15 protein-coding genes are annotated in these 18,083 nt (G+C 67.6%); 11 read left to right on the top strand and 4 right to left on the bottom strand.

All coding sequences use genetic code 11. From position 1 onward, the window contains the following. Window positions 1–19 precede the first annotated feature (19 nt). From pstB to OXS31_RS09505, 4 genes are all read left to right on the top strand, one after another. Window positions 20–847 carry a phosphate ABC transporter ATP-binding protein PstB gene (pstB, locus tag OXS31_RS09520; RefSeq protein WP_027598089.1) on the top strand — a complete coding sequence of 276 codons (828 nt, stop codon included), beginning with the start codon at window positions 20–22 and terminating at the stop codon, window positions 845–847. 58 nt (window positions 848–905) lie between these two features. After that, window positions 906–1,631 carry a phosphate signaling complex protein PhoU gene (phoU, locus tag OXS31_RS09515; RefSeq protein WP_007161478.1) on the top strand — a complete coding sequence of 242 codons (726 nt, stop codon included), beginning with the start codon at window positions 906–908 and terminating at the stop codon, window positions 1,629–1,631. A gap of 72 nt (window positions 1,632–1,703) precedes the next feature. After that, window positions 1,704–2,624, top strand: coding sequence for a response regulator (locus OXS31_RS09510; RefSeq protein ID WP_267398741.1), 921 nt, complete (start codon window positions 1,704–1,706; stop codon window positions 2,622–2,624). A 77-nt stretch (window positions 2,625–2,701) separates the two neighbouring features. Next, window positions 2,702–3,601 carry a M23 family metallopeptidase gene (locus OXS31_RS09505; protein ID WP_042135184.1) on the top strand — a complete coding sequence of 300 codons (900 nt, stop codon included), beginning with the start codon at window positions 2,702–2,704 and terminating at the stop codon, window positions 3,599–3,601. A 9-nt stretch (window positions 3,602–3,610) separates the two neighbouring features. On the opposite strand, the gene OXS31_RS09500 is transcribed toward OXS31_RS09505, so the two are convergent. Then, on the bottom strand, window positions 3,611–4,411 hold the full coding sequence (locus tag OXS31_RS09500; RefSeq protein ID WP_052382643.1) for an AraC family transcriptional regulator: 801 nt from the start codon (window positions 4,409–4,411) through the stop codon (window positions 3,611–3,613). Window positions 4,412–4,759: 348 nt separating this feature from the next. Here OXS31_RS09500 and OXS31_RS09495 point away from each other — a divergent pair, with 348 nt between their 5' ends. Together OXS31_RS09495 and OXS31_RS09490 are read left to right on the top strand one after the other, a co-directional pair. Continuing rightward, on the top strand, window positions 4,760–5,647 hold the full coding sequence (locus OXS31_RS09495; protein ID WP_037006555.1) for a M23 family metallopeptidase: 888 nt from the start codon (window positions 4,760–4,762) through the stop codon (window positions 5,645–5,647). A gap of 187 nt (window positions 5,648–5,834) precedes the next feature. Then, complete coding sequence (locus OXS31_RS09490; protein ID WP_144954929.1) at window positions 5,835–7,736, top strand: diguanylate cyclase; 1,902 nt, start codon at window positions 5,835–5,837, stop codon at window positions 7,734–7,736. A gap of 12 nt (window positions 7,737–7,748) precedes the next feature. On the opposite strand, the gene OXS31_RS09485 is transcribed toward OXS31_RS09490, so the two are convergent. Both OXS31_RS09485 and glcC read right to left on the bottom strand, forming a co-directional pair. Beyond that, the gene (locus OXS31_RS09485; protein ID WP_042135189.1) at window positions 7,749–9,113 is read right to left on the bottom strand and encodes a hemolysin family protein; all 1,365 of its coding nucleotides are present in this window, start codon (window positions 9,111–9,113) and stop codon (window positions 7,749–7,751) included. A 146-nt stretch (window positions 9,114–9,259) separates the two neighbouring features. Continuing rightward, entirely contained in the window at window positions 9,260–10,027 is a 768-nt protein-coding gene (gene glcC / locus OXS31_RS09480) for a transcriptional regulator GlcC (protein ID WP_007161471.1), read from the bottom strand. Window positions 10,028–10,235: 208 nt separating this feature from the next. Between glcC and glcD the strand changes: the two genes are divergently transcribed. The 5 genes from glcD to OXS31_RS09455 are packed head-to-tail and all read left to right on the top strand — an operon-like array spanning window position 10,236 to window position 16,650. Next, window positions 10,236–11,735: a glycolate oxidase subunit GlcD gene (glcD, locus tag OXS31_RS09475; RefSeq protein WP_144954933.1), complete on the top strand. Its 1,500-nt coding sequence runs from the start codon at window positions 10,236–10,238 to the stop codon at window positions 11,733–11,735. Further along, window positions 11,735–12,781, top strand: a complete 1,047-nt coding sequence (gene glcE / locus OXS31_RS09470; protein WP_144954936.1) for a glycolate oxidase subunit GlcE — start codon at window positions 11,735–11,737, stop codon at window positions 12,779–12,781. The genes glcD and glcE overlap by 1 nt, the downstream gene beginning before the upstream one ends. A 12-nt stretch (window positions 12,782–12,793) precedes the next feature. Next, window positions 12,794–14,026, top strand: a complete 1,233-nt coding sequence (glcF, locus tag OXS31_RS09465) for a glycolate oxidase subunit GlcF (protein ID WP_267398740.1) — start codon at window positions 12,794–12,796, stop codon at window positions 14,024–14,026. Between the two features lie 14 nt (window positions 14,027–14,040). Further along, complete coding sequence (locus OXS31_RS09460) at window positions 14,041–14,445, top strand: heme-binding protein (protein WP_027598097.1); 405 nt, start codon at window positions 14,041–14,043, stop codon at window positions 14,443–14,445. A 30-nt stretch (window positions 14,446–14,475) separates the two neighbouring features. Beyond that, entirely contained in the window at window positions 14,476–16,650 is a 2,175-nt protein-coding gene (locus OXS31_RS09455; RefSeq protein WP_144954943.1) for a malate synthase G, read from the top strand. Window positions 16,651–16,843: 193 nt separating this feature from the next. Here the strand turns inward: OXS31_RS09455 and OXS31_RS09450 are convergent, their stop codons facing one another. Then, window positions 16,844–17,836: an Abi family protein gene (locus OXS31_RS09450; RefSeq protein WP_027598099.1), complete on the bottom strand. Its 993-nt coding sequence runs from the start codon at window positions 17,834–17,836 to the stop codon at window positions 16,844–16,846. Between the last annotated feature and the right edge of the window lie 247 nt (window positions 17,837–18,083).

The following is an 18,083-nucleotide window of genomic DNA, read 5'->3' as shown; positions in this document are numbered from 1 at the left end:
CCGCGGCCGAGGAGACCCCATGCCTTCCGATTCCTCCATCTTCAGAACCGCCGCCGCCTACGCGGCCAGCGCCCAGCCTGCGGCGAACGAAGGTGGCGTGGCCCTGTCGGTGCCGCGGCTCAATCTGTTCTACGGCAAGAAGCAGGCCCTGCACGACATCGCCCTGGAGATCCCGCGGCAGCGGGTCACTGCCTTCATCGGCCCCAGCGGCTGTGGCAAGTCCACCCTGCTGCGCTGCTTCAATCGCATGAACGACCTGGTGGAAGATTGCCGCATCGACGGCGAGATCCTACTCGACGGCCAGAACATCTATGCCCGCGGCACCGAGATCGCCGAGTTGCGGCGGCGCGTGGGCATGGTGTTCCAGAAGCCCAATCCCTTTCCCAAGAGCATCTACGAGAACGTGGTCTACGGCCTGCGCATCCAGGGCATCAAGCAGAAGCGGGTGCTCGACGAGGCGGTGGAATGGGCGCTGCACGGCGCGGCGCTGTGGGACGAGGTCAAGGACCGCCTGCACGAGTCGGCCCTGGGTCTCTCCGGTGGCCAGCAGCAGCGGCTGGTGATCGCCCGCACCATCGCCGTGCAGCCCGACGTGCTCCTGCTCGACGAACCCTGTTCGGCGCTGGACCCCATCTCCACCCTTAAGGTGGAGGAGCTGATCCACGAACTGAAACAGCGCTACACCATCGTCATCGTCACCCACAACATGCAGCAGGCGGCGCGGGTCTCCGACTACACCGCCTTCATGTACATGGGCCAGCTGGTCGAACACGGCGACACCGACACCCTCTTCACCAACCCGGCGAAGCGGCAGACCGAAGACTACATCACCGGCCGCTACGGCTAGTTCCAGGCAGGCCGGTGCCCCACCCGGCGACTCGCTCCTCTCAGGCAGGACTGACAGCATGATCAACAAAGAAGGCCACACGCAGCACATCTCCCAGCAATACAACGTCGAACTGGAAGAGGTCCGCAGCCACCTGCTGGCCATGGGCGGTCTGGTGGAAAAGCAGGTCAGCGACGCCGTGCGCGCGGTGATCGATGCCGATGCCGGGCTGGCGCGCCAGGTGCGCACCATCGACGACCAGATCGACATCATGGAGCGCGGCATCGACGAGGAATGCCTGCGCATCCTCGCTCGCCGTCAGCCCGCGGCCTCCGACCTGCGCCTGATCATCAGCATCTCCAAGTCGGTGATCGACCTGGAGCGCATCGGCGACGAGGCTTCCAAGATCGCCCGTCGCGCCATCGAGCTGACCGAGGACGGCGAGGCCCCCCGCGGCTACGTCGAGGTCCGCCACATCGGCGAGCAGGTGCGCAAGATGGTCCACCAGGCGCTGGACGCCTTCGCCCGTTTCGACGCCGAACTGGCCCTCTCGGTGGCCCAGTACGACAAGCTGATCGACCGCGAATACAAGTCCGCCCTGCGCGAACTGGCCACCTACATGATGGAAGACCCGCGCTCCATCTCGCGGGTGCTGAGCATCATCTGGGTGCTGCGCTCCCTGGAGCGGGTCGGCGACCATGCGCGCAACATCGCCGAACTGGTGATCTACCTGGTGCAGGGTACCGACGTACGGCACATGGGCCTCAAGCGCATGGCCGAAGAGGTCAATCGGTCGCGCGAATGATCCGCCCGGTCACTCCCCGGGTGGCGTGCCGAACCCGCCTGCTATGCTGGAAGACTTGGCATGGAGTGACCGATGAGCAAGTTGAACGTACTGGTGGTGGATGACGCGCCCTTCATTCGCGATCTGATCAAGAAGGGCCTGCGCAACCTGTTTCCCGGGCTGACGGTGGACGAGGCGGCCGATGGTCGCCGCGCCCAGACGATGCTCGGCAAGCAGCGCTTCGACCTCATCCTCTGCGACTGGGAAATGCCCGGCATGACCGGTCTGGAACTGCTGAGCTGGTTTCGCGCCCAGCCGGACCACAAGGGCGTGCCCTTCATCATGGTCACCAGCCGCGGCGACAAGGAAAACGTCGTCCAGGCCATCCAGGCCGGCGTGTCCGACTACATGGGCAAGCCGTTCTCCAACGAACAGCTGGCGGCCAAGGTCAAGAAGGCCCTGCAACGCACCGGCAAGCTCGCCGAGTTGCAGGCCGGCGCCCAGCCGCGCCCGGCCACCGGCTTCGCCAATGATTCCCTCGGTGCCCTGACCGCCGGCCGCAGCGACGTGGTCCAGCCCACCGCCGCACCGGTCGCGGCGCCGGCTGCCGCCTCCAGTGCCGCCCTGCTCACCGGCAGCGCGCCGCCGCCACCCGCCCGTGGCAAGCCCGCCGCCAACTTCGGTCAGGGCCAGCTGCGCCTGCCCAACTCCAGCATGGCCTGTCTGATCAAGGCCATCAGCATCAAGGAAGCCCTGCTGGTGGTGCGCCGTGGCGATCCGCTGCCGCAGATCCTGGAAACCGCCGTGCTCGACCTGGAGCAGGGCGAAGACGGCAATGACGTGGCGCGCCTCAATGGCTATCTGCATTCCCTCAGCGCGGTGGAAGCGACGCCGGCCAGCGAGTGGGTGCAGGTCAACTTCCGCTTCATCGACCGGGACCCGGCCAAGCTCGACTACCTGTCGCGACTGATCGCCAAGGGCACCGCCCAGCGGCACTACGTGCCGGGCGCCTAGGGCGGGGCGGCGCGATGAAGGGCCTGGCACGGAGACTGCTTCGCGCTGAGACACCGCAGATTTTTGACGCCCTGCCCATGCCCCTCGCCTGTCGCCTGCTGCTGCTGTCGCTCGCCTTCTCAGGTCCCGCCCTGGCGGCGCCCATCTACAAGTACGTCGATGCCAACGGCGTGGTCACCTACACCGACAAGGCGCAGAAGGGCGCCAAGGTGATGACCTTCAGCGACGATCCCATCGAGCGGCTCGATCAGCGGGTCAAGCTGCAGCCGCGGCACTATGCCGGCGGCACGGTGCTGGAGGTGCGCAACGACAGCTTCCTGCCGGTGACCGTCACCCTGCGCCTCTCGGCGCTGCAGAACGTCAGCGGGGTGGGCGAGGCGCCCATTCGCAAGGTGCTGCCGGCGCGCAGCCTGACCCGCCTGGCGACCCTGATCGCGCCCGATCCGGGCCGTCCGCAGCGCTATACCCCGCAGCTCACCACCCTGATGGGCAGCGCCACCCCGGTCTTCGCCTCCGGTTTCGCCTATCCGCTGCCCTGGCTGGGCGGTCCCTTCAACGTCAGCCAGGGCGCCGGTGGCGGCTTCAGCCACAACACGCCCAAGAGTCGCTATGCGGTGGACATCGCCATGCCCGAGGGCACGCCCATCGTGGTCTCGCGCGCCGGCCAGGTGGTGGAGGTGGAGAACGACCAGGACGGGCGCGGCAACCACCCCTCCGGCAACTTCGTGCGCATCCTCCACGACGACGGCACCATGAGCGTCTACCTGCACCTGCAGCGCGGTTCGATCAAGGTCGCCGAAGGCCAGTGGGTGCGCCCTGGCCAGCCGCTGGCGTCTTCGGGCAACACCGGGCGCAGCACCGGGCCCCACCTGCACTTCGTGGTCCAGCGCAACACCGGCGAGGCGGTCGAATCCATTCCCTTCCGCTTCGCCCAGGCGGTGGACAGCCTGCCCAACTTCGCCGTCGGCGGGCCTTGAGAGCCTGGGTCAGCCCTGGGCGTCGAGGTACTCGCTCGGCGAGACCCCCAGCACCCGGCGGAACATCCGGGTAAAGGCCGACGGTGAGGCATAGCCCAGATCCAGGGCCACCCGGGTCACCGGTTCGCCGGCGGCCAGCCGCGGCAGGGCCAGCATCAGCCGGGTGTGCTGGCGCCAGGTGGAAAAGCTGGTGCCGGTCTCCTTGAGAAACAGTCGGGCCAGGCTGCGCGAGCAGAGGTGCAGCTGCTGCGCCCAGGTCGCCAGTGCCGTGTCATCGGCGGGATCGGCGTGCAGGCTGGTCTGGATGGTCCGCAGCCGCCGGTCGGCCAGCGCCGGCAGGTGCAGCGCGGTCTCTTCGAGAAACACCAGTTCCGCCAGCATCAGCGCCCGTACGTGACTGCCCAGCTCGGCTTCGCCGTAGGCGGCGCCGCCGCGTCTCAGGCAGCGCAGCAATTCGCGCAGCAGCGGCGAGATGAGCACCATGCGGGTGGCTGCCTGGGGGCAGGGCAGGCCGCTCGGCAGGGCGATGATCACCACCTGCAGGGTGGCTTCGCCATTGGCCCGCGCCTGGTGCTTGATGCGCGGCGGGATCCAGATCGCCTGCTTGGGCGGCACGTACCAGACCCCTTCGTGGGTGGTGACCTCCAGCACGCCGTTGACCGTGTACATCAGGTGCGCCTGATCGTGCACGTGCGGCGGCCACACCTGGCCATGGGCGAAGGTGCCGAGCTGGGATACCAGCGGCCCGGCGGGCGGGACGGGGGCATCCGCCACCACGCTCCGCGTCGGGTCGATTGTCTGTTCCTGCATAACAGCTGTCCGTTTCGGTTGGGCCGGCTCCAGGTGCCAGGGCCTAACCTGCAGCACTATGGCCGGAGCATCGGGCGCGCCCGGGGTGATCCCTCTGCACGCCGAAAACCTGCCTCTTGCGGGAGTGTCGCACAGAACACCCGCCGCTTGGCTGACCTGCCTGAACCATCAGGCCTGTATTTGAACTACCGTCCGATCGGTGGCAGCGTGGCACAGGGATCTGAGTGCCACGCTTTTTTATTCGCGACGATGCTTTGCCAGCGGCTTCACAAAGCCGTGGTTTGGCCATCGCCCAGTCTGCACGGCTTTGTTAGGTTCTGTCCTTGCCCATCATGGTGGCCCTATGCCATGGACCGACGCCTGACCGCCCTGATCACCTGCCTGAGCCTCGCCCTGGCCGTGCCCGCCCTCGCGCCGGCCGCCGAAAAGGCGACCCTCACCAAGACCTCCGCCAAGAGTCCGGCCCGCAAGGGGCAGGTCAAGCTCAAGGTGCGCAATGCCAGTGAAGGCCGCATCTTCGAGGTCCGCAACGATTTCGACGTGCCCGTGCGGGTCGAACTGCGCCTGCAGCGCACCGTCAACGTGGCTGGTGCCGAGCGCCCCATCCGCCAGGTCATCGAGCCGCGCTCCACGGTGCAGCTGGCGGTGATCCGCAAGCGGCAGCAGGGCTTTCCCATGCACTTCGACCAGGCCTTCAGCTACAGTCCGCAGCTGCCGGTCGGCTCCCTGCCGGCGCTGGCGACCGGTGCGCCGGGCGGGGTTGATAGCGGCATCGGCTATGGCTACGCCTGGCCCTGGCGCCAGGGCGTCTACTACGTGACCCAGGGCGCGGGCGGCGATTTCAGCCACAACACGCCCAAGGGGCGCTATGCGGTGGACATCGCCATGCCCGAGGGCACCCCGATCAGCGCCGCCCGTGCCGGCACGGTGATCGACGTGGAAAACGGCCAGTTCGGCCATGGTCCCAATCCCTCCGGCAACTTCGTGCGCATCGCCCACGAGGACGGCAGCCAGAGCGCCTATCTGCACCTGCGCCGCGGGTCGGTCAAGGTGCGACCTGGCGAGCGGGTGGAGGTCGGCACGCCCCTCGCGGAGTCGGGCAATACCGGGCGCAGCACCGGCCCCCATCTGCACTTCGTGGTTCAGGCCCACGAAGGTGGTGAAATGGTCTCCATTCCCTTCCGCTTCGTGCGGCCGCTGGCAGCCCTGCCCAACATGGCGCTGGGCGACCGCTGAGGCCCTGCGCAAGGGCGTTCCAGACAGGCTGACGCCACGGGGTCCATAAGGCGACCAGGCGCCCGGCCGCCCGCAGAAATCCCTTGGCAGGAACCGGGTTGGTGGCGTTATGCTATCACTACGCTATTCCTCCAAGGCGCGGGTTCCACCGCGGCCTTCCCTTCCTTCAGGCTATGGATGCCGCTCCATGAAAGGATTCCTGGCCACCCTGTGCGCCGGTGGGCGCAAGCATGCTCTGTACCTGCTGGCATTGCTGTTGATTGCCCTCGACGGCCAGGCGCAGGTGCTGCGACTAGATGATCCGGGGCGCAGCTACGATCCGCGACCGGCGCTGGAGATCCTCAAGGCGCCAGCCAGTCTGACCTTTGCCGAGGCCGCCGCCCGCCCACGCGGGGGCGAGGACGGCTGGCATGCACCCGATGAACTGGAAATGCTGCTCCACGACGGTCGCCAGGGTCTCTGGCTGCGTTTCGCCATCCAGGGCCGCGACGACCAGGCCTGGTGGCTGATTCCGAGCTGGCCGGTGCTGGATCGCCTGGACCTGCGCACCCGCGCTGCCGATGGCCACTGGAGTCCGCTGCAGCAGAGCGGCCTGGCCCTGCCGGCCTCGCAACGGACACTGCCCGGTCGCCAGCTGATGTTCGCCCTGGCGCCGACCGCCGGTGCGGTGGAGGAGGTCTACCTGCGACTGGATTCGCGGGAGACCTTTGTCCTGCCGCTGCGGCTGGTGACCCCGGCCGCCTATCTGCGCGAGGCGCAGCAGGATGCCTGGCTGATCGGCGGCTTCTTCGGTTGCCTGGTCACCATCCTCTTGCTGACCCTCACCCTGTGGGGCTTTGGCCGCCGCTCGGGCTTTGGCTGGTATGCCCTCTATCTGCTCAGCGTCATCGGCTATCAGGCGGTCACCACCGGCTACGGCGCCTGGCAGCTCTGGCCGGAGAGTCCGGCCTTCGCCCTGCGTGCCCACCTGGTCTTTACCGCCCTGTGCTTTCTGAGTGGCGGGTTGTTCGTGCGCTATCTGCTCAGCCTCTATCACGGCGGCCGCTGGATCGACTTCGGCAATCGCCTGCTGATCGGCTACTGGAACGTGGCGCTGGTCATCACGCTGATCTGGCCGCATCTGCTGAGCTTCCAGGAAATGCTAGGCATGATGGCGTTGAGTTGCCTGGGGCTGCTGGGCACCACCACCTACCTGGCGCTGCGCGGCAGCCGCATGGCGCTGTGGTTCAGCGCCGCCTGGGCCCTGCTGCTGCTGGGCAGCTCGATCCAGCTGCTGGCGATCGCCGGCTGGCTGCCCGCCGACAGTCCGGCCTTCCACGGGCAGATGGCCGGCTTCGCCCTGGGCTTCGTGATGCTGTCGCTGGGACTCACCGAAGGCCTGAGTCTGCAGCGCCGGGCGCGGATCGAGGCGCAGCGGCAGGCGCTGGAAGCCTCCAGCGCCCTGGCCCGGGAGCGCGAAGCCTCCTTTGTCGAACTGGAATTGCGGGTGGCGCTGCGCACCGTGGAGTTGCAGCAGGCCAAGGCCAGTCTCGAGCGGCTCAATCGCGAACTGCTGCACCAGAGCCAGACCGACTCCTTGACCGGGCTCGGCAATCGCCGGCATTTCGAACGGGTCTTCCAGCAGGAGATCCGCCGCGCCATCCGCGCCGAACGGCCGCTGGCGGTGCTCTTGGTGGACATCGATCATTTCAAGGCGGTCAACGACACCCACGGCCACACCCTGGGCGACGAATGCCTGAGGTGCGTGGCCGAGGTGCTGCGCAGGCACGTCCAGCGGGCGGGGGAGGTGGCGGCGCGCTATGGCGGCGAGGAATTCGTCATCGCCCTGCCCGGGAGCGACCAGCAGGCGGCCCGGACGCTGGCGGAGCGCATCCGCCAGGAGGTGGCAGGGCTGGAGTTGCAGACCGAGCAGGGGCGCCTGCGGCCGTCGATCAGCGTCGGCGTCGCGGTGACCGTGCCGAGCAATCTCGAACACGGCCTGGGGCTTCTGGAAGACGCCGATCGGGCGCTCTATGCGGCCAAGCGCGGCGGGCGCAATCGCGTCTGCCTGAGCGATGGCCTGCCGGAACTGGGCAGCGGACGCGGCTGAGGCCGCGTCGACTCAGCGTTCCTCCGGCTGGCGCCGGCGGACGTCCTTGGGATCCAGCTTGATGACCTTGGCCAGGACGATCTTGGGGCCCTTCATCTTCTTGACGATGATGCGCAGGCCCTCGGCTTCCAGCACCGTCTCCTCTTCGGGGACGCGCTTCAGGCTGTCGTAGATCAGGCCGGCCAGGGTCTCGGCCTCGACGTGATCCAGATCGATACCCAGCAGTCGCTCGACCTTGAACAGCGGGGTGTCGCCCCGCACCAGCAGCTTGCCCGGCTGGTAGGCGACCACGCCGCGCTCGGTCTTGCGGTGTTCGTCCTGGATGTCGCCCACCAGCACCTCGAGCACGTCTTCCATGGTCAGGAAGCCGATGACCTTGTGGTCGGCTTCCTCCACCAGCACGAAGTGCGCGCCGCCACGGCGGAATTGCTCCAGCAGGTCGGACAGCGGCATGTGCTTGGTCACCCGCTCCAGCGGATGCACCAGATCGTCGAGGTCGAACGAAGCCGCTTCGCTGTCCAGGCCGGCGATGGCCAGCAGCAGGTCCTTGATGTGCAGGACCCCGGTAAAGGTCTGGCTGTCTTCGTCGTAGACCGGGTAGCGGCTGTACTTGGAGCGGCGGATCTGGGTGAGGATCTCGTCCAGGCTGGCCTTGCTGTCCAGGTAGATGAGGTCTTCGCGGGAATTGGCCCAGTCCACCACCTCCAGCTCGCCCAGCTCCACGGCCGAGGCCAGCACCCGGCTGTCCGGGTCGGTGGCGCGGTTGGAGTGCAGGATCAGCTTGAGTTCGTCGCGACTGTAGTGGTGCTCGTGGTGCGCGCCCGGCTCGCCCTGGCCGGCGATGCGCAGGATGCCGTTGGCGCTGGCGTTGAGCAGCCAGATGGCCGGATACATCAGCCAGTAGAAGAGGTACAGCGGCACCGCCGTCCACAGCGACAGCAGGTCCGGCTTGCGAATCGCCCAGGACTTGGGCGCCAGCTCGCCGACCACGATGTGCAGGTAGGAGATGATGAAGAAGGCCGAGAAGAAGGCGATGCCGTGGATCACCTCGGGGCTGCTGACGCCGACGGCGCCGAGCAGGGGTTCGAGCAATTCGGCGAAGGCCGGCTCGCCGACCCAGCCCAGGCCCAGGGAGGCCAGGGTGATGCCGAGCTGGCAGGCGGAGAGGTAGGCGTCGAGCTGGTTGTGCACCTTCTTGAGGATGCGCCCGCGCCAGCCGTGCTTCTTGGCGATGGCCTCCACGCGGGTGGCGCGCAGCTTGACCATGGCGAACTCGGCGGCGACGAAGAAGCCGTTGAGCAGCACGAGGAAGAAGGCGAAGAACACGAGGCCGAGATCGGCGAACAACGTCGAGGCGAGACTGGTGGAAGGGTCCATTAGGGCCGAGAGCTGGAAAAAGGTCGGCTAAGCATGGGGGCGGGGCAGGGCAGTTGCAAGATGTTGCGCCTGCCGGAGGGACGGGGCGCACCCCGGGCTGACGGACAGCGGCTCTGGCGCCCACCTTTGCCGGCAGAAGTTTTTCCCTAGGTCCAGCCTTCCAGACGCATGGTGGCCCGCACCAGGCGCTGCTCTTCCTGCTCGATCTCGCGCAGGCTGTCCCTGACGCTGTGGATGTGCTCGCGGGCGGCGGCGTGGGCCTCGTCGGGCAGGCGCTGGCTCACGGCGGCATAGAGGCGGGCATGCTGGGCGTCGATCTCGCGGCGCTGCGGCGGGCGATGGTAGAGATTGGCGATGCAGGCGAACACCGAACCCAGCAAGAGCTCGTTGAGCGATTGCAGGGTGTGCACCAGCACCGGGTTGTGCGAGGCCTCGCTGATCGCCAGGTGGAAGGCATGATCGAGGCGCGCGTGGGTTTCCGCCGGCAGGGTGGCCGGGTCCTGGCAGGCGGCGCAGAGTTCGTCGTAGCGGCGACCGATCAGCACCAGGTCGGCGGTGGTGGCGCGCAGCGCCGCCAGGCGCGCGGCTTCGCCCTCCAGCAGGGCGCGGACCTCCAGCAGGTCGTAGAGGGTGCGCGGCTGGCTGCTGAACAGGTGCAGCAGCGGATTCTCCGCTGCCGGGGCCGCCAGCCGGGCGACGAAGCTGCCCTGGCCGTGGCGGGTCTCGATGATGCCGCGGGCGCGCAGCAGGCCCAGGCCCTCGCGCAAGGCGGTACGCGAGACACCGAGCTTGTCGCACAGGCGCCGCTCGGACGGCAGCGGCTGACCGACCTTGAGCACCCCGTCCACCACCAGGCGTTCGATCTGCTGACTGACGTTCTCGGCGACGGGAAGACGGGCGACGGGCGCGGACATGGCGAGTTCCTGCTGGTATGACCACGAGGTTTGGCGCTAGTGAGCCACTGGCGGAATCTGCCGTCAAGCGGGCTGAAAGCGGCTCATCCTTTGGTCGAAGAGGGCACAAAAACTGGTATGACCAGTGCGCTGGACCATGGACGCCCCGCTTGCAGTCGGGGTACAACGAAGCCTTTCCAGCCAGAACAACAACAATGGCGGTTACCCGATGAGCCTGGTCTACGACGAACGTCTCGACGGCGCCTTGCCCCGCCCGGACAAGGCGCAACTGCTGCAGCGGTTGCGTGCCGAACTGCCCGAGCACTGCCTGCTGCACGACAGGGAAGACCTCAAACCCTACGAGTGCGATGGTCTCGCGGCCTATCGCACCACGCCGCTGCTGGTGGTGCTGCCAGAAACCGTGGAGCAGGTGCAGGCGACCCTGCGCCTCTGCCATGAGCTGCAGGTACCCCTGGTGGCCCGCGGCGCCGGCACCGGCCTGTCCGGCGGCGCGCTGCCGCTGGAGCAGGGCGTGCTGCTGGTGATGGCGCGCTTCAATCGCATCCTCGAGGTGGACCCCGACGGTCGCCGGGCGCGGGTCCAGCCCGGGGTGCGCAACCTGGCCATCTCCCAGGCCGCGGCGCCCCATGACCTCTACTACGCGCCCGATCCCTCCTCGCAGATCGCCTGCTCCATCGGCGGCAACGTGGCCGAGAACGCCGGCGGCGTGCACTGCCTGAAATACGGTCTGACCGTGCACAACGTGCTGGCGGTGGAGATCGTGACCCTGGAAGGCGAGCGCCTGACCCTGGGCGGCGCCGCCCTGGACAGCCCCGGCTTCGACCTGCTGGCGCTGTTCACCGGCTCCGAAGGGCTGCTCGGGGTGGTGGTGGAGGTGACCGTCAAGCTGCTGCCCAAACCGCCCTGCGCCCGGGTGGTCATGGCCAGCTTCGCCGACATCGAGCGCGCCGGGGCGGCGGTGGCCGACATCATCGCCGCCGGCATCATCCCCGGCGGCCTGGAGATGATGGACAACCTGACCCTGAGAGCCGCCGAGGACTTCATCCACGCCGGCTACCCGGTGGACGCCGCCGCCATCCTGCTCTGCGAGCTGGACGGGGTGGAAGCCGACGTGGCCGCCGACATCGAGCGGGTCAGCGCCCTGCTGGCTGCGGCCGGCGCCACCGAGATCCGCCTGGCCCGCGACGAGGCCGAGCGGCAGAAATTCTGGGCCGGACGCAAGAACGCCTTTCCCGCCGTGGGGCGGCTGTCGCCCGACTACTACTGCATGGACGGCACCATCCCGCGCCGCGCCCTGCCCGAGGTGCTGCGCGGCATCGAGGCGCTGTCGGCGGAGTACGGACTGGCGGTGGGCAACGTCTTCCATGCCGGCGACGGCAACCTGCACCCGCTGATCCTCTTCGATGCCAATCGGTCCGGCGAGCTGGAACAGGCCGAGGCCCTGGGCGGCCGCATCCTCGATCTCTGCGTGGCGGTGGGGGGCACCATCACCGGCGAGCACGGCGTCGGTCGCGAAAAGATCAACGCCATGTGCACCCAGTTCCAGTCGGGCGAGCTGACCTTCTTCCATGCGGTAAAGGCCGCCTTCGACGCCCCCGGGCTGCTCAATCCCGGCAAGAACGTGCCGACCCTGCACCGCTGCGCCGAATTCGGCGGCCTGCACGTGCATCGCGGCCAGTTGCCTCACCCCGAACTGGAGCGTTTCTGATGGACAGTCTGAACCTGCTCCTCGACCAGGTCCGCGAGGCCCTGGCCCGTCGCCAGCCGCTGCGCATCCATGGCGGCGACACCAAGGCCCGGCTGGGCCGTGCGGTGGAGGGCGAGCCGCTGGACGTCAGCGGCCATCGCGGTCTGGTGCACTACGATCCCACCGAACTGGTGGCCACGGTGCGCACCGGTACGCCGCTGGCCGAACTCAACGCCGCCCTGGCCGAACAGGGGCAGATGCTGCCCTGCGAACCGCCGCGGCTGGGGGAGGGCGCCACCGTCGGCGGTACCCTGGCCTGCGGTCTTTCCGGTCCGCGCCGCCCCTGGGCCGGCAGCCTGAGGGATTTCGTGCTGGGTACCCGGCTGATCACCGGCACCGGCGAACACCTGAGATTCGGCGGCGAGGTGATGAAGAATGTCGCCGGCTACGACGTCTCCCGCCTGCTGGCCGGTAGCCAGGGTTGCCTGGGGGTGATCACCGAGGTGTCCTTCAAGGTGCTGCCCAGGCCGCGCTGCACCCAGAGTCTGAGTCTGGATCTGGATGCCGAACGCGCCCTGCAACGCCTGGCCGTCTGGGGCCGCGAAGCCCTGCCGATCTCGGCGGCCTGCCATGACGGCGAGCGGCTGCACCTGCGCCTGGAAGGCGGCGAGGGTTCGGTACGCTCGGCGGCCGATCGCCTGGGCGGTGAAGCCCTGGGCGAAGGCTTCTGGGACGAGCTCAACGAACAGCGGCTGGCCTTCTTCGAAGGGCCCGCGCCCCTGTGGCGGCTGTCGGTGCCGGTCAACACCCCGCTGCTGGACCTGCCCGGCAGCCGCTTATTGGATTGGGGCGGTGCCCAGTACTGGCTCAAGAGCGATGCCCCGGCCACCGTGCTGCGCGAGATCGCCGCGCGCGCCGGCGGCCATGCGCTCTGCTACACGCCGGACGCCGAGCGCGAGGCTCAGCATCCGCTGCCCGCCGCGCTGCTGGACTATCACCGCCGCCTCAAGGCGCGCCTGGACCCCCAGGGGATCTTCAATCCGGGTCGGCTGTACGCCGGGCTGTAGGGGAAAGACGTCATGCAAACCAATCTGAGTCCCGCCGCCCGCGAACTGCCCCGCGCCGCCGATGCCGAGCGGGTGCTGCGCAGCTGCGTGCACTGCGGCTTCTGCAATGCCACCTGCCCGACCTACCAGCTGCTCGGCGACGAGCTGGACGGTCCACGCGGGCGCATCTACCTGATCAAGGGCATGCTCGAAGGCGGCGAGGTCAGCGAGAAGACCCGCGAGCACCTCGACCGCTGCCTGACCTGCCGCAATTGCGAGACCACCTGTCCCTCGGGCGTCTCCTATCACGAATTGCTCGACATCGGCCGCGCCGAGGTGGAGCGCCGGGTGCCGCGCCCGCTGGGCCAGCGCCTGCTGCGCGCCGGCCTGCGCCAGGTGCTGCCGCAGCCACGCCTGTTCGGCGCGCTGCTGAAAAGCGGCCAGGCGCTGAAGCCGCTGTTGCCGGCAGGCGTCCAGGCCAAGCTGCCGGCGCGCATCGCCGCTCCGGGCGTGCGACCCGCGCCACGCCATGCCCGGCGCATGCTGATCCTCGAAGGCTGCGTGCAGCCTGGGCTTTCGCCCAACACCAATGCCGCCACCGCGCGGGTGCTGGATCGCCTCGGCATCAGCCTGGAGGCCGCGCCCCGCGCCGGCTGCTGCGGCGCGGTGGACTACCATCTCAACGCCCAGGAGGCCGGACTCGACCGCGCCCGGCGCAATATCGACGCCTGGTGGCCGGCCCTGCAGAGCGGCGCCGAAGCCATCATCCAGACCGCCAGCGGCTGCGGCGCCTTCGTCAAGGAATACGCCAGCCTGCTCAAGGACGATCCGGCCTACGCCGCCAAGTCGCGGGAAGTCTCGGCGCGCACCCGCGACCTGGTGGAGGTGCTGCGCGAACTGCCGCTGGAAGAGCTGCGCCTGGCCAACACCCCGCGGCTGGCCTTCCATTGCCCCTGCACCCTGCAGCACGCCCAGCGCCTGGGTAGCGCCGTGGAGGGCGTCCTGCAGCGCCTTGGCTTCCCGCTGGCGCCGGTGCCCGACGGCCACCTCTGCTGTGGCTCGGCCGGCACCTATTCGCTGACCCAGCCGGACTTGTCGCGGCGGCTGCGCGACGCCAAGCTCGATGCCCTGGAGAGCGGTCACCCCGAGATGATCGCCACCGCCAACATCGGCTGCCAGAGCCATCTCGACGGCGCCGGGCGGACCCCGGTGCGCCACTGGATCGAAATCCTCGACGCGGCCCTGGCCGCTCCGACCCAACCCTGAACCCTGGAGGCCCCATGAAGACCAAAGCCGTGCTCACCCTTGCCGAGATCGACACCCTGCTGGCCGCCGGTCGCGCCGAAGCCGAGCGCCAGGGCTGGGCCGTGTGCATCGCCGTGGCCGACGACGGCGGCCATCCGCTGGCTCTGCTGCGCCTCGATGGCGCCGCGCCCAACAGCGCCTACATCGCCCCGGAAAAGGCGCGCAGCGCCGCCCTGGCGCGCAAGGAGTCCAAGGTGCTGGAAGAGATGATCAACAACGGCCGCACCGCCTTTCTCAGCGCCCCGCTGATGCAGGGCATGCTCGAAGGCGGGGTACCCATCCTGGTGGACGGCCAGGTGGTGGGCGCCGTCGGCGTCTCGGGTGTCAAGGCGCCGGAAGATGCGCAGGTCGCGAAAGCCGCCATCGCGGCTCTCAACTGAATTCACAGCTTCATATCAAGGAAAGCCATCATGACCGACCGTACTACCCTGGGCCGCCTGCAGGTGGCCACCGAGCTGCAGCGCTTCATCGACGAGGAAGTGCTGCCCGGCACCGGGCTCGACACCGCCGCCTTCTGGTCGGGTGTGGACCAGCTGGTGCACGAGCTGGCGCCGCGCAATCGCGAACTGCTGGCCGAGCGGGATCGCCTGCAGGTGGAGCTGGACAACTGGCACAGCGCTCATCCCGGTCCGGTCACCGATCTGCCCGCCTACCAGCGCTTTCTGGAAGGCATCGGCTATCTGCAACCGGTCCCCGGCCAGGTGCAGGCCTCGACGTCCGGGGTCGACCGCGAGATCGCCGAACAGGCCGGTCCGCAGCTGGTGGTGCCGGTGCTCAACGCCCGCTACGCCCTGAACGCCGCCAACGCCCGCTGGGGGTCGCTGTACGATGCCCTCTATGGCACCGACGCCCTGCCCGAAACCGATGGCGCCGAGCGCGGCAAGGGCTACAACCCCGCCCGTGGCGCCAAGGTGGTGGCCTTCGCCCGCCAGGTGCTGGATGGCGTGGCCCCCCTGGCCAGCGGCTCGCACCGGGACGCCACCGCCTACCGCATCCAGGATGGCCGCCTGGTGGTGGACCTCAGGAGCGGTACCAGCGAACTGGCCGATCCGGCCGCCTTCGTCGGTTACCAGGGCGATGCCGCGGCACCGTCCGCGGTGCTGCTGCGCCATAACGGCCTGCACCTGGAAATCCAGATCGACCGCGACAGCGCCATCGGCAAGACCGACGCCGCCGGGGTCAAGGACCTGCTGATGGAGGCTGCGGTCAGCACCATCATGGACCTGGAAGACTCCATCGCCGCGGTGGACGCCGCCGACAAGGTGCTGGCCTATCGCAACTGGCTGGGCCTGATGAAGGGCGACCTGGCCGAAGAGGTCAGCAAGGGTGGCGAGACCTTCATCCGCCGCCTCAACCCCGATCGCGAGTACCAGGGCGCCGACGGCCAGCCGCTGAGCCTGCACGGTCGCTCGCTACTGTTCATCCGCAACGTCGGTCACCTGATGACCAATCCGGCGGTGCTGCTGGAAGACGGCCGCGAGATCCCCGAGGGCATCCTCGATGCCGTGGTCACCGTGACCATCGCCATGCACGACCTCAAGCGCCAGGGCAATTCCCGCAGCGGCTCGGTGTACATCGTCAAACCCAAGATGCACGGCCCGGCCGAGGTGGCCTTCGCCGTCCAGCTGTTCGACCGTGTCGAGGCCCTGCTGGGGCTGCCGGCCAACACCGTCAAGCTGGGCATCATGGACGAGGAGCGGCGCACCAGCGTCAACCTCAAGGCCTGCATCCATGCCGCCGCGGCGCGGGTGGCCTTCATCAATACCGGCTTCCTCGACCGCACCGGCGACGAGATGCACACCGCCATGCTGGCCGGCCCCATGCTGCGCAAGGGCGACATGAAGACCTCCAAGTGGATCACCGCCTACGAGCGCAACAACGTGCTGGTCGGCCTGGCCTGTGGGCTGCGCGGCAAGGCGCAGATCGGCAAGGGCATGTGGGCCATGCCCGATCTGATGGCCGCCATGCTGGAGCAGAAGATCGGCCATCCCAAGGCCGGCGCCAACACCGCCTGGGTACCGTCGCCCACCGCCGCCGTGCTGCACGCCCTGCATTACCACCAGGTCAACGTCCAGCAGGTGCAGCAGGAGCTGGAGCGCAGCGATGTCGACGCCGCCCGCGGCGAATTGCTCGCCGGTCTGCTCAGCGTGCCGGTGGCCGAGTCGCCGGACTGGTCCGCCGAGGCCATCCAGCAGGAGCTGGACAACAACTGCCAGGGCATCCTCGGCTACGTGGTGCGTTGGGTCGACCAGGGCGTGGGCTGCTCCAAGGTGCCCGACATCCATGACGTCGGCCTGATGGAAGACCGCGCCACCCTGCGCATCTCCAGCCAGCACATCGCCAACTGGCTGCACCACGGCGTGGTCAGCGCCGAACAGGTGGACGAGACGCTGCAGCGCATGGCCAAGGTGGTCGACGGCCAGAACGCCGGCGATGCCCTCTACGAGCCCATGGCCGGTCACTTCGACACGTCCTACGCCTATCGCGCCGCCCGCGACCTCATCTTCAAGGGCCGCGAGCAGCCCAGCGGCTACACCGAGCCGCTGCTGCACGCCTGGCGCCTGAAGAAGAAAGCGGGGGTCTGAGAGGATTGATGCTCAACGCTCGGACGTGTCTTGCGGATCGAGCGTTGAGTGATACTGGCCTTGGTCCAGAGCCTCCGCATGCGCAGGCTTGACGGACTTCAGGTCGTTCCCTAGTATGGATCCCAACACGGCCCCTCTCGGCTGACTCACTTAGGTGATGAAGCTGCTGAGGGGTTTTTTATTGCCTGCGTTTTTACCAGTCGGCTTCCCAGCCAGGCTGGGCGCCCATGCCCGCGATGTTCAGGCCCAGGTGCGATAGCTCAGGGAAGCTCAGTAGATGCGCCTTGATTCGCTGTGACCAGGTTGATCGAGGATTCACGACGTCCAGAAGATGGCGTGTCATGCGCAGCAGTAGATAGCACCGCGCCAGAGCATGGGCGTTGCCTATGAAAGGCTGTACCCAAGGTGCCTCGGCCAGGTAGGGCAGTTTTGGCTGATCGACGATGTTGCGATTCCACAGTCGGCTGTGGTGCGCGCAAACATTGCGCAGATAGTTGAGGCTACGTAACCAGGACGAAAAGACACGACCGTTCGATAGCCCATACTTGGCTGCAATGGCGTCCTGGTCGGTCTCTTGCAGGCCACTGTACAGCGTGGACATCGTGCCGAAATCCCACACTTCCGCCGCTATCCAGATTGGCAAAGGCAGCCCGTACTTATCCTTGCAATGCCGAATGAAGTCTTCCTTGGAGCGGGCGATCAATTTTGCCTGACGTCCCATCCAGTCGTGGTGGCGGCTGAGTCCGGTTCGGGGATCCAGTTTGCTGCTGAAGTCGCCGTGCAATAGTTCGGGGCGCAGGTAGGCAAAGGCATCTCTGGCACCGAGGCAGTAGGCGATGTCGACTCTCAAGCCGACTTCAATGCGCTCCAGGGCGTCCAGCGTCAGCAGTCGTAACTTCTTGTCGAACACATAGAGGTCGACGGCATTCTGAAAGGTGGCACCGACTTTGAATTCGTCCAGTGTCACGGTGGTGACCTTGAGCTTTCGCGGCTTCTTACCTCTATCCAGCAATAACAGGGCACCGCTTCGCTCTCGAAACGCATACCAATAGCCGCTCAGGCGGTAATAGCCGATTCGGCTCAGGTAGTTGAGCGCCAACGTTCTATCAGTGACGGCCAGGCCGCGTCGAGTCAATTGATCCAGCTGATCATCCACGCTCATCCATGGCTTGGCGTATCCCGACATTGATCCATTCCTTTTGATCAGAAAGCTATTCAGCGGCTTGGTTAATAGCCTATCGCCCGGGCCGTACGATCCATCGGGCCTTCTCGAAGGAACTCAAAAAGGCGTTTTCTGTAAATGAAGGAAAAGCGTGTAGTACGTTAGCGATCCAGTAGCTCAGGCAAAAGGCCTTCGGGTGGCGGATCCTCTATTGGAGCACCACCAACGACCGCTGACCCTCCGACCACCGCCCCTTCCCTTGCCACTGGCG

Origin of the sequence: Pseudomonas sp. GM_Psu_1, assembly GCF_026544185.1 — a bacterium.
Lineage (GTDB): Bacteria > Pseudomonadota > Gammaproteobacteria > Pseudomonadales > Pseudomonadaceae > Chryseomonas > Chryseomonas oryzihabitans.
The sequence above is the reverse complement of the archived record's forward strand: the minus strand, read 5'-3'. Positions and strand labels throughout refer to the sequence as shown.

Excerpts from the sequence above, each read along its gene's own strand:
- OXS31_RS09490 (WP_144954929.1), top strand. The coding sequence starts at position 5,835 with ATGAAAGGATTCCTGGCCACCCTGTGCGCCGGTGGGCGCAAGCATGCT.
- OXS31_RS09450 (WP_027598099.1), bottom strand. The coding sequence starts at position 17,836 with ATGTCGGGATACGCCAAGCCATGGATGAGCGTGGATGATCAGCTGGAT.
- glcE (WP_144954936.1), top strand. The coding sequence starts at position 11,735 with ATGGACAGTCTGAACCTGCTCCTCGACCAGGTCCGCGAGGCCCTGGCC.
- phoU (WP_007161478.1), top strand. The coding sequence starts at position 906 with ATGATCAACAAAGAAGGCCACACGCAGCACATCTCCCAGCAATACAAC.
- OXS31_RS09495 (WP_037006555.1), top strand. The coding sequence starts at position 4,760 with ATGGACCGACGCCTGACCGCCCTGATCACCTGCCTGAGCCTCGCCCTG.
- glcD (WP_144954933.1), top strand. The coding sequence starts at position 10,236 with ATGAGCCTGGTCTACGACGAACGTCTCGACGGCGCCTTGCCCCGCCCG.
- OXS31_RS09510 (WP_267398741.1), top strand. The coding sequence starts at position 1,704 with ATGAGCAAGTTGAACGTACTGGTGGTGGATGACGCGCCCTTCATTCGC.
- OXS31_RS09485 (WP_042135189.1), bottom strand. The coding sequence starts at position 9,113 with ATGGACCCTTCCACCAGTCTCGCCTCGACGTTGTTCGCCGATCTCGGC.
- glcF (WP_267398740.1), top strand. The coding sequence starts at position 12,794 with ATGCAAACCAATCTGAGTCCCGCCGCCCGCGAACTGCCCCGCGCCGCC.
- OXS31_RS09505 (WP_042135184.1), top strand. The coding sequence starts at position 2,702 with ATGCCCCTCGCCTGTCGCCTGCTGCTGCTGTCGCTCGCCTTCTCAGGT.
- glcC (WP_007161471.1), bottom strand. The coding sequence starts at position 10,027 with ATGTCCGCGCCCGTCGCCCGTCTTCCCGTCGCCGAGAACGTCAGTCAG.
- pstB (WP_027598089.1), top strand. The coding sequence starts at position 20 with ATGCCTTCCGATTCCTCCATCTTCAGAACCGCCGCCGCCTACGCGGCC.
- OXS31_RS09455 (WP_144954943.1), top strand. The coding sequence starts at position 14,476 with ATGACCGACCGTACTACCCTGGGCCGCCTGCAGGTGGCCACCGAGCTG.
- OXS31_RS09500 (WP_052382643.1), bottom strand. The coding sequence starts at position 4,411 with ATGCAGGAACAGACAATCGACCCGACGCGGAGCGTGGTGGCGGATGCC.
- OXS31_RS09460 (WP_027598097.1), top strand. The coding sequence starts at position 14,041 with ATGAAGACCAAAGCCGTGCTCACCCTTGCCGAGATCGACACCCTGCTG.